The sequence below is a fragment of the Sphingomonas sp. genome, assembly GCF_035758555.1.
GTDB lineage: Bacteria > Pseudomonadota > Alphaproteobacteria > Sphingomonadales > Sphingomonadaceae > Sphingomonas_B.
In genome coordinates this window covers 1-10,165 of the sequence record NZ_DASTXI010000019.1, presented here as the reverse complement: position 1 = coordinate 10,165, position 10,165 = coordinate 1, and the positions used below count along the sequence as shown (strand labels likewise).

Annotated in this window: 10 protein-coding genes and 1 tRNA gene; 3 read left to right on the top strand and 8 right to left on the bottom strand. The window is 69.9% G+C overall.

Annotation, left to right across the window (positions count from 1 at the left end; translation table 11 throughout):
• The 4 genes from VFT73_RS01025 to VFT73_RS01010 all read right to left on the bottom strand — a co-directional run.
• A partial coding sequence (locus VFT73_RS01025; protein ID WP_326408252.1) for an AAA family ATPase occupies positions 1–1,433 on the bottom strand: 1,433 nt, incomplete at its 3' end.
• A 149-nt stretch (positions 1,434–1,582) separates the two neighbouring features.
• Complete coding sequence (locus VFT73_RS01020) at positions 1,583–2,326, bottom strand: DsbA family protein (protein WP_326408251.1); 744 nt, start codon at positions 2,324–2,326, stop codon at positions 1,583–1,585.
• A gap of 11 nt (positions 2,327–2,337) precedes the next feature.
• Complete coding sequence (locus VFT73_RS01015) at positions 2,338–3,000, bottom strand: thioredoxin domain-containing protein (RefSeq protein ID WP_326408250.1); 663 nt, start codon at positions 2,998–3,000, stop codon at positions 2,338–2,340.
• Entirely contained in the window at positions 2,997–3,530 is a 534-nt protein-coding gene (locus VFT73_RS01010; protein ID WP_326408249.1) for a DUF721 domain-containing protein, read from the bottom strand. Before VFT73_RS01010 ends, VFT73_RS01015 begins: the two co-directional genes overlap by 4 nt.
• A gap of 30 nt (positions 3,531–3,560) precedes the next feature.
• Here VFT73_RS01010 and mutY point away from each other — a divergent pair, with 30 nt between their 5' ends.
• Both mutY and nudC read left to right on the top strand, forming a co-directional pair.
• On the top strand, positions 3,561–4,595 hold the full coding sequence (mutY, locus tag VFT73_RS01005; RefSeq protein ID WP_414712764.1) for an A/G-specific adenine glycosylase: 1,035 nt from the start codon (positions 3,561–3,563) through the stop codon (positions 4,593–4,595).
• Complete coding sequence (gene nudC, locus VFT73_RS01000; RefSeq protein WP_326408247.1) at positions 4,589–5,467, top strand: NAD(+) diphosphatase; 879 nt, start codon at positions 4,589–4,591, stop codon at positions 5,465–5,467. Before mutY ends, nudC begins: the two co-directional genes overlap by 7 nt.
• Positions 5,468–5,482: 15 nt before the next feature.
• On the opposite strand, the gene VFT73_RS00995 is transcribed toward nudC, so the two are convergent.
• Positions 5,483–6,367: a prephenate dehydratase gene (locus VFT73_RS00995; protein WP_326408246.1), complete on the bottom strand. Its 885-nt coding sequence runs from the start codon at positions 6,365–6,367 to the stop codon at positions 5,483–5,485.
• Positions 6,368–6,502: 135 nt separating this feature from the next.
• Between VFT73_RS00995 and VFT73_RS00990 the strand changes: the two genes are divergently transcribed.
• Positions 6,503–7,186, top strand: a complete 684-nt coding sequence (locus VFT73_RS00990; RefSeq protein ID WP_326408245.1) for a cytochrome c family protein — start codon at positions 6,503–6,505, stop codon at positions 7,184–7,186.
• Between the two features lie 109 nt (positions 7,187–7,295).
• Here VFT73_RS00990 and VFT73_RS00985 read toward each other — a convergent pair whose 3' ends face one another.
• The 3 genes from VFT73_RS00985 to VFT73_RS00975 all read right to left on the bottom strand — a co-directional run bounded on the left by VFT73_RS00985 (position 7,296) and on the right by VFT73_RS00975 (position 10,101).
• A complete protein-coding gene (locus VFT73_RS00985) occupies positions 7,296–8,585 on the bottom strand; it encodes an adenylosuccinate synthase (protein WP_326408244.1) in 1,290 nt (429 codons plus the stop codon).
• A gap of 67 nt (positions 8,586–8,652) precedes the next feature.
• Entirely contained in the window at positions 8,653–9,924 is a 1,272-nt protein-coding gene (locus tag VFT73_RS00980) for a DUF4118 domain-containing protein (protein ID WP_326408243.1), read from the bottom strand.
• Positions 9,925–10,024: 100 nt separating this feature from the next.
• Positions 10,025–10,101: transfer RNA gene (locus VFT73_RS00975), tRNA-Pro, on the bottom strand.
• Between the last annotated feature and the right edge of the window lie 64 nt (positions 10,102–10,165).

Here is a 10,165-nt window from a genome sequence, read left to right as displayed (position 1 = left end):
CGGGCGGACGCAAGCCCGGCCTCGGCGCCGTCCCGATCGGCGGCGGCCGATGCACGCTCGGCCTCTGCGCGCTCGATTCGCTCGGCTGCGGCAGCGCTCGCCCGTTCGGCCGCGGCGCGGCGCGCGGTCGCATCGTCGCGGGCAGCGGCCAGATCGCCGCCTGCGCCCAGCTGCGCAATCTCAGCATCGACGCGCGCCAGATCGGCCTGGGCACGGGCGAGGCGCGCCTGTGCGGCCCCGGCTGCCGAGCGCGCAATCTGCGCTTCCGCCTGCTCGCGCGCCTGCGCCGACAGCGCCTGCGCCAGCGCAACCTCGGCATCGCGCGCGACGCTCTCCGCGCTCGCCAGCTCCGCCGCGAGCGCCGGCCGGCCTGCTTCGGCGGTGGCAATCCGCGTCTCCAGCGCCCTGGCCTCCGCCGTCAGCCGAGCGATCGCCTCGGCGGCATCGTTGGCGAGCGCGCCTTCGCGCTCGCGGTCGGCCGCGAGCCGCTCGCGCGCCTGGGCAAGCTCCTCCAGCCGCCGTTCGGCCGACGCCAGTTCGGCCCGTGCGGTCGCGAGCTTGTGTCCCGCCTCGTTGGCCCGGTCGCGGGCGGCCTGGGCGGCGGCGCGGGCGTCGCCGAGCGTCTTCGTCGCCTCGGCATTCCATGCGGCGGCGGCGCGCTGCGCTTCGGCGAGCTGGTGAACCCGTTCGTCGGCCGCCCCCGCTTCCTTCTTCGCCGCTTCGGCCGCCTGCGCCGCTTCGCGCCAGCGCGCGAAGATCAGCCGCGCTTCGGCGACCTTGATCTCGGCAGAGATGGCCCGGTAGCGTTCCGCCGCGCGCGCCTGACGCTTCAACTGGCCGGAGCGCGTTTCCATGTCGCCGATCAGCTCGCCCAGCCGGGTCAGGTTCGTCTCGGTCGCGCGGAGCTTCTGCTCGGCATCCTTGCGGCGGACGTGGAGGCCGGCGATGCCCGCGGCTTCCTCCAGCATCGCGCGGCGCTCTGTCGGCCTGGCGGCGATGACCGCGCTGATCCGGCCCTGGCTGACCAAAGCCGGCGAATGGGCGCCGGTGGCGGCATCGGCGAAGAGGAGCGCGATGTCTTTCGCGCGCACGTCCTTGCCGTTCAGCCGATAGGCGGAGCCGGCGCCGCGCTCGATCCGGCGGACGACCTCGATCTCGCCATCGTCATTGTCGGCGGTTTCGGCGAGCAATTGCACTTCGGCGAAGTCGCGGGCCGGGCGCTGGGCGGTGCCGGCGAAGATCACGTCTTCCATGCCGCCGCCGCGCAGGGACTTGGCAGAGCCCTCGCCCATCACCCAGCGCAGCGCTTCCAGCAGGTTCGACTTGCCGCAGCCGTTCGGGCCGACGACGCCGGTCAGCCCCGGCTCGATCCGCAGCTCGGTCGGATCGACGAAGCTCTTGAAGCCGCTGAGTTTCAGCCGCCTGAACCGCAAAATGGCGCCTCCTCCAGCCCCCGAGCTTATCGCGCACGCGCGCGCGGGGAAGAGGCGCGGCAGCCCTTATCCCCAAGATTTAGGTGGACGGGTGCGGAAATGAGTCCAGTGGTTGTGTTTCAACCCTCTCCCGACGGGAGAGGGTCAGATTACGCCCCCGCTTCCTTCAGCTTCGGTTCCAGTTGCTCCCAGGTGCCGACGCTCTGCAGCAGCTCGCCGTTCAGGAAGAAGGCGGGCGTGCCGGGGATCTGCATCGTGTTCGCCTTTTGCTGCATGTCGACCAGCTTATCGACCGCGGCCTTGTCGGAGAGGCAGGCGTCGAGCTTGGCCTGGGGCACGCCGCGCTGCTTGGCGAACTGATCGATGCCGGTCAGCGCCGCGACCGCCTTGAACTGCTCGGCGGGGGTGAGGCCCTGCAGCCGCTGCTGCTCGGCCGGGGGCACCGCCTCCAGCTTTTCGAAGATCTTGGTCTGCTGCTCCATGATCTGCTGCGTCATCGGGAAATACGGGTCCGGCCCCCCGCAGCGGCTGACCAGCGTGGCGGTCATGTCCACGAAATCGCGCACATAGTTGCGGACTTCGAGACTGACCGTGCCTTTCTTCACATATTGGTCGCGCAAGGCCGGGAAGCCGGTTTCCTCGAACTCCTTGCAGTGCGGGCAGGTCAGCGAGAGATATTCGACCAGCTTCACCGGCGCGTTGGGATTGCCCATCAGGAAGCCGCCTTCGGGCGTGGCGCTGACGACCTGACTCCAGTCCTTGCCCGCGGGCGGGGGCACCGGCGCGGCGGGGCCGGCAGCATTGGCGGTAGTGGCGCTGTTGTCCGCGGCCTTGTCGCAGCCGGCAAGCGCGAGCGCCGCAGCGCCCAGCGCCAGGAAATGGGCTTTGGTCATTCCAGTCTCCGTCAGTTCCGTTTGAGGTGCGGCTCCAGCGCCGCCCAGCTGGTGGTGGCATCGACGCCGGTGCCGTTGATCATGAAATAGGGCGTGCCGGGAATCTTGCGCGTTTGCCAGGCTTCCTCGGTCATCGCGATCACCGGCTTTTCGGCGGCGGTGTTGGCAAGGCACGCATTCACCTGCGCGTCGGTGAGACCCACGATCGGGCCCAGCCCGGCCGCCTTGGCGACCATCTGCAGCTGCTGCGGCTGCTTCGCCTTTTCGAGCGCGTCGCGATTCGCCTCGATATAGCGGCCGGCCGCCTCGAACCAGGTCTCCTGCGTCGCGAAGAGCTTGTCGTGCGCGGCGAAGAAGTGCGCGGGGCCGGTGCAGCGGGCGAGCAGGGTCGCGGTCAGGTCGACCGCGTCGCGCACCGCGTGGCGGATCTCGACCGCGGTGCCGCCGCTCGCCACATATTTGCGCAGCGGTGCGCTCGCTTCGTCGGTGAAATGCGCGCAATGCGGGCAGGTGTAGCTCACATATTCGACGAGGCGCGTCTTCGCGGCGGGATTGCCGAGCACGAAAGCGCCGGCGGGCGTCTGGGTCACCTTGTGGGTCCAGTCGACTGCGGCCGTGGCGGCGACGAGTGCCAGCGCGCCCAGGGCGGCGGCAGCGATTTTCAGCGGATTCACGCCTTCACTCTCCCGACAATGGGGATGGATTCGGTGGTGGCGATGCCGCGCGCGAGCGATTCGAGCACCGCGCGCAGCTCCGGATCGCCGACCGCGCGCAGCGAATCGCCAAGCTCGACCGGCACCGGCTGAAGCTCGGGGCGCGCCGGCTTCGCGGCGGCTTTCGTCACGACGCCCTGGCGGATCGCGACGCGCGCGACCGCCGGATAGCCGAAGAAGCGGTTCACCCGTTCGACGATCTCCGGCAGCACATGCTGCATCATCGGCGCATGCGCACCGGAGACGGTCAGCGTCAGCGTGCCGTTGGAGCGCTTTCCCTGCGGGAAGCGGATCGATTCGGGCGCGGACACGCCGGCGTAGCGGCTGCCGACGATCTCCGCCCAGCGGCTGACGATCGCGTGCTGGACGAAGCCGAATTTGCGGAAGGATGCGCGGCCGGCATCGGGCAGCAGCTCGGCGACCGAGCGCGCCCGCCCGCCGCGTGGGGTTTCGTCCTGCTTCGCCTTGCGACCGCTCATCGCACGGGTCATTGCCACAGCTCCCATGAACCGTCCATTGGGATGCGCGTGATCGCTCCCGAACTCCTCCGATGGTACGACCGGCACGCACGGGTGCTGCCGTGGCGCAGTCCGCCCGGCGTGGCGGCGCCGGACGCGTATCGCATATGGCTGTCCGAGGTGATGCTGCAGCAGACGACGGTTGCGGCGGTGAAACCCTATTACGAGCGCTTCCTGGCGCGCTGGCCGACAGTAGAGGCGCTTGCAGCGGCGGACGATACCGAGCTGATGGCCGCCTGGGCGGGGCTTGGATATTACAGCCGCGCCCGCAACCTGCTTGCCTGCGCGCGCGCGATCGTGACGGAGCATGGCGGACGCTTTCCCGGCAGCGCCGCCGAACTGAAGACGCTGCCCGGCGTCGGCGACTATACGGCGGCCGCGATTGCGGCGATCGCGTTCGACGAGCCGGCCGCGGTGGTGGACGGCAATGTCGAGCGCGTGGTCGCGCGGCTGTTCGCGCTCGATACGAAGGCCGCGGTACGGGTAAAGGCCGCGGAACTCACGCCGGCCGAGAGGCCCGGCGACCATGCCCAGGCGATGATGGACCTCGGCGCGACGATCTGCACGCCGAAGAAACCGGCCTGCGCCATCTGTCCGGTCCGCAGCGACTGCCGCGCTTTCGAACTGGGCGCGCAGGAGGCGTATCCGGTCAAGCCGGCCAAGGCTGCGCGGCCGCATCGGCGCGGATATGCCTTCTGGGCGGAGGCCGAAGAGCATGTGCTGCTGGTGACCCGCCCGGCCAAGGGGCTGCTCGGCGGCATGCGCGGCTTGCCGAGCGGTGGCTGGAATGACGCACCGAGCCTCGACGAGGCGCCGTTCGCAGCGGATTGGCGGGTTCTGGACGCGCCGGTGCGGCATGTCTTCACCCATTTCTCACTGGACCTGAGCGTCGCTTGCGCGCGGGTGCCTCGCCTCAACGCAGCCGGCGAATGGTGGCCGATCGAGCGGCTGGGCGAAGCCGGACTGCCGACCGTGTTTGACAAGGCGGCGCGGCTCGCCTTGAGGGAGCGGATGACCGAGACTTGCCTCGCATGCTGAGACCCGGCTTCACGGGCTCGCCGCTCGACCGCGCCGACACGCTCCGCAACGACTCCGACGCCTTCGCCGCCGCCTGTTCCGACTGGCGCGCCCGGCTGCTCAGGCTCGACGGCATCGATCCGGTGCTGGACACCGACGGGCGGCTGAGCTGGGGGAGCCTTGCCGAGGCGGGCGAGGATGCGGAGCTGCTGCTGCTCGGCCTGATCGACGGCCGCCCGCATTTCGCTGCGCTCGACTATGCCATGCCTGAAGGGGCGGCGCGGTCGCCGGCGATTTTCGGCCTGCTCGGCATGATGCCGCCCGAAGAGGCCTCGACCTATGCCGGCGCGCGGAGCCTGATCGACTGGCATCTGCGCCACCGTTTCTGCGCGAAATGCGGCAATGGCGACACGGTGATCCACCGCGCGGGCTGGGGGCGGCAATGCAGCCGCTGCGGCGCCGAGCATTTCCCGCGCGTCGACCCGGTCGTCATCATGCTGGCGGAGCATGACGGCAAGGTGCTGGTCGGCCGCCAATACCGCTATCCGCCCGGCCGCTACTCGGCGCTGGCCGGCTTCGTCGAGCCAGGCGAATCGGTCGAGGAAGCGGTCGCGCGCGAGCTGTATGAGGAAGCCGGGCTGAAGGTGCGTGACGTGCGCTACGTCATCAGCCAGCCCTGGCCGTTCCCCTCATCGCTGATGATGGCGTGCGTGGCACAAGCCGACGATCCGACGCTGACGATCGATACGACGGAGCTGGAGGACGCGATCTGGGTCGACCGCTCCGGCGTCGCGGCGTCGATGGCGGGCGAGCCCGGCGCGCCGTTCCTGCCCCCGCCGCCCTACGCGATCGCGCACACGCTGTTCCGGTGGTGGCTGGATCGGGAGGCGTGATCCGGAAGCACAGGATTAGCCCCGCTTCCGCGCCTGCGCGTAGACCCCCAGCACATTCACCCATTTGCTGTGAAACCGCAGCTCGTCGAGCGCGCGATCCACGGCGGGGTCGCCCGGCGCGCCTTCGATATCGGCGTAGAATTCGGTGGCGGCGAAGCTGGCGCCGCGCTGGTAGCTTTCCAGCTTGGTCATGTTGACGCCGTTGGTCGCGAAGCCGCCCATCGCCTTGTAGAGCGCGGCGGGGATGTTTTTCACCTCGAACGTGATCGTGGTCATCAGCGCGCCCGATTCGGGCCGGCGCTGCTCCTGCGCCAAAATCATGAAGCGCGTCATGTTGTGCGCTTCGTCGGCGATTCCCTCTTCCAGCAGGTCGAGGCCGTAAAGCTCGGCAGCGAAGGCCGGTGCGATAGCGGCGATGCCCCAGTCCTGCATCTCGGCGACGGCGGCGACGGCGGCGGCGGTGTCCGCATAGGCGACAGGCCTCAGCCCGCGCGCGCGCAGCCAGTGCCGGCTCTGCCCCAGCGCCTGAGGATGGCTCATCACTTCGCGGATCGCGTGCCCCGCCTTGCCGATCAGCGACGGCTCGATCGGCAGGAAATGCTCGCCGACGATGGCAAGGCCCGATTCGGGCAGCAGGAAGTGGATGTCGGCGACGCGGCCGTGCAGCGAATTCTCGATCGGGATCATCGCCTGGCCGGCCCGCCCTTCCTTCACTGCGTCCAGCGCGTCCTCAAAGCTGAAGCAGGGACAGGGGAGGCCATCGGGGAATTGCTCGATCACCGCGCGGTGCGAGTTGGCGCCGGGCGCGCCCTGGAAGGCGACCGCGCGCGCGGGCTCGCGCGCCGCCGCGTCGATCATCTCGGCGACCAGGCGCCGCGCGGGTTCGGGGTAATTCTCCATGGCCGTGGCGCGCCTAGAGTCTTTCGGCCGTCAAGGGAACCCGCGCGACTTGCGGGACGCGCAGCCTGTTCCTAAAGGAAGCGCGCGTTTTAGGGGCAGGCCCGGCGTCGGGCCGGGACTTTTCGAGGATCTGGAATGAACGACCGCAATAACACGATCGCCGGCTGGGTACTGGGCGCCGGCATCGTGGCGCTGGGCGCAGGCATCGTGTCCAGCGAGTATTTCCATGCCGAACGCCCGGAAAAGATGGGCTATCCGATCGAGGGCGTGGTCGAGGCCGGCGCAGGTGCCGCGCCTGCCGAAGTGCCGATCGAGCAGCGGCTCGCGACGGCCGATCCGGCGCACGGCGCAACCGTGTTCCAGAAGTGCGCGGCCTGCCACACGGTCACCAAGGGCGGCGCGAACGGCGTCGGACCTAACCTCTGGGGCGTGGTCGGCGAGCCGATCGGCCAGGGCGTCGGCGGCTTCCCCTTTTCCGACGCGCTGAAGTCGAAAGGCGGTGCCTGGAATTTCGTCGAGCTCGACGAATGGCTGACCAGCCCGCGCAAATTCGCCGAGGGCACCAAGATGACCTTCGCCGGCCTGTCCAAGGGTCAGGACCGCGCCGACGTGATCGCCTATCTGAACCAGCAGAGCGACAGCCCGAAGCCGCTGCCCAAGGCGGGCGCGGCGCCCGCCGACGCGGCGGGGCCAGAGGGCAAGGCGGCCGATACAGGCGCGGTGCCGGGCACGCCGGCGGCCGGCGCGCCATCGGTTGATCCGCACGCCGCGGAGCAGGCGGCTGAGAAGGGCGACATGCCGGCGGTCGAGAAGAAGTAAGCGTCTCCCCTCCCGCTTGCGGGAGGGGCCGGGGGAGGGCGCCACCCTCCCCGTTGGATGCCCGAGGGCTTGTTCCCTCCCCTAGTCCCTCCCGCAAGCGAGAAGGGAATCAATCGGCGAACGGGTCCCGGACCAGGATCGTGTCCTCGCGCTCGGGGCTGGTCGAGACCAGCGCCACCGGGCAGTGCGTCAGCTCCTCGATGCGGCGGATATATTTGATCGCCTGCGCCGGCAGCTGCGCCCAGCTGCGCGCACCCGCGGTCGATTCCTGCCAGCCCTCGATCTCCTCATAGATCGGCTCGACCGCCGCCTGGTCCGCGGCATGGGCGGGGAAATGGTCGAGGGTCTGGCCGTGCAGCCGGTAGCCGGTGCAGATGCGGATCGTCTCCAGCCCGTCGAGCACGTCGAGCTTGGTCAGCGCGACGCCGGTGACGCCCGAGACCGCGACCGACTGGCGCACCAGCACCGCGTCGAACCAGCCGCAGCGGCGGCGGCGGCCGGTGACGGTGCCGAATTCATGGCCCCGTTCGCCGAGCCGCTGCCCGATTTCGTCGTCGAGCTCGGTCGGGAACGGGCCCGAGCCGACCCGGGTGGTATAGGCCTTGACGATGCCGAGCACGAAGCCGACCGCGCCGGGCCCGAGCCCCGAACCGCCCGCCGCGGTGCCGGCGATCGTGTTGGAGCTGGTGACGAACGGATAGGTGCCGTGGTCGACATCCAGCAGCACGCCCTGCGCGCCTTCGAACAGGATGCGGCGGCCGCCGGCGCGCGCTTCGTTCAGGTCCAGCCAGACGGGTTTCGCAAACTGCAGCACGAACGCAGCGACGTCGCCAAGCTCACGCAGCAGGCGCTCGCGGTCGATCGGCGGCTCGCCGAAGCCGGCGCGCAGCGCGTCGTGATGCGCGGTCAGACGGTCGAGCTGCGGCCCGAGATCGTCCAGATGGGCGAGATCGCAGACGCGGATCGCGCGCCGGCCGACCTTGTCCTCATAGGCGGGGCCAATGCCGCGCCGCGTGGTGCCGATCTTGCCGGCGCCCGACGCATCCTCGCGCAACGCGTCGAGGTCGCGGTGAAAGGGCAGGATCAGCGCGCAATTGTCGGCGATCGACAGCGTGTCCGGCGTGACCTTGACGCCCTGCGCCTGCAGCTTTTCGACTTCCGCCTTCAAGGCCCAGGGATCGAGCACCACGCCGTTGCCGATCACCGATGGCGTGCCGCGGACGATGCCCGAGGGCAGCAGCGACAGCTTGTAGACCTGGTTGCCGATGACGAGCGTGTGCCCGGCATTGTGGCCGCCCTGAAAACGGACGACCAGATCGGCCCGCTCCGCCAGCCAGTCGACGATCTTGCCCTTGCCCTCGTCGCCCCATTGGGCGCCGATCACCGTGACGTTGGCCACACTCGCTCCTTTCGTGTCGGCGCCCGCCTAGAGAAGGGGAGCCGCCGGGTCTAGGGTGCGGTGGCGCTCAGCCCTTGGAAGCGGATTTGGACGGCGTGCCGGCGGCGCGCATATCGTCTTCGAGGCGAAGCCGCTCGTGGGCAAGCGCGGCCTGGGCGATCAGCGTCGACAGCAGCACTTTCTGGTCGGCACGGACCGGATCGCGGCCGTCCTCGCTCGCCAGCCCCAGCACCGCAAGCGTGCCGAGCGAGGTACGGAGCGGCTGGAACTGCCAATTGGCGTCGGCAAGGATGCGGGTGCCGCTGCCCGCCTCTTCGCCATGCTGCCACGCCCATTCGAGCGCGGTGGTATCGACCGGGCTGAACATCGCCTCGCCCGGGAACGAAGCGATGCATTTGAGCTCGCCGGCGATCTCGCGGACGACGACGGTCTGCAACCCGCCCATCAGGCTCGATACTTCGGAGCAGACGATCCGCGCAGTGCCGGCCCAGTCGGACACGCGGGTCAGATGCAGCGCGAAGCCGGCCAGGCTCGCATTCTCGCGCGCGTTGCGGTCGCTGAGGCCGACGCGGCGCCGGAGCTCCGACGTGACGAAGCCGGTGTGCGCGCCGGCCAGCCCCAGCACGACCGCAAGCACCCAGCTCTGCACCGCCGTCAGCTTGAACGCGAAATGCGGCTGCACGAACAGGAAATTGGTCAGCAGCACCGCGAGCGCAGCGCTGAGCAAGCCAGGCCGGGTGCCGAACAGCGCGGCCGTGCCGATCACCGGGAACAGGAACAACAGGCTCAAGGCGCCGGTGCTAAGCCAGGGCGACAGCGCGAGGGCGACCGCCGCGGTCAGCACCGTCAGCCCTGCCGTCTTCCAATATGGGCTTGCCGGATCGCCGGATTTCAGCTGGCGCTTGCCGCGCTTCGGCAGCGGCCCGGCCGCGGACGGCACCAGGTGGATCTGGGCGGCGACGCCGCGATCGACCAAGTCGGTCGGCAGCCGCCCCTGCACCAGCGCACGCCAACCGCTCCGCCGGTGCGTGCCGAGCACCACGTCGGTGACGTTCGAATCCTCAAGATGCGCGCACAGCCCGTCGGCGACCGAGGCGGCGGGGATGCGGGCGACCGCTGCGCCGAGTTCGGCCGCCTGGGTCAGCGCATCGGCCGCGTCGAGATCGCTGTTGCGGTCGAATGCGTCGGGAGTGACGATGTGCACCGCTTCCCACGAGCAGCGGAACGCCCGCGCCAGGTCCGCCGCCCGGCGCACGACCGTCAGCGAGGTCGAGCCCCGCCCGATCGCCGCAAGGACGGTGCGCGGGTGTTCAGGGACGCTCGACAAATCGGGGGGCACCATCACGCCTTCTGTCACGGCCGTTCCGCGCAGACAACGACCGGCCCCGCGATTGGATGCCCGCGGCCGTGCAGAAGCGGAGGGACAATCGAGACTGAAATGGTCGGGGAGAGAGGATTCGAACCTCCGGCCCCTGCCTCCCGAAGACAGTGCTCTACCAGGCTGAGCTACTCCCCGACCGGGACCGGGCAGCCGAAGCGGCCCGCGGAGGCAAGACGTGCGCCCATAGCGGGGGGCGGAG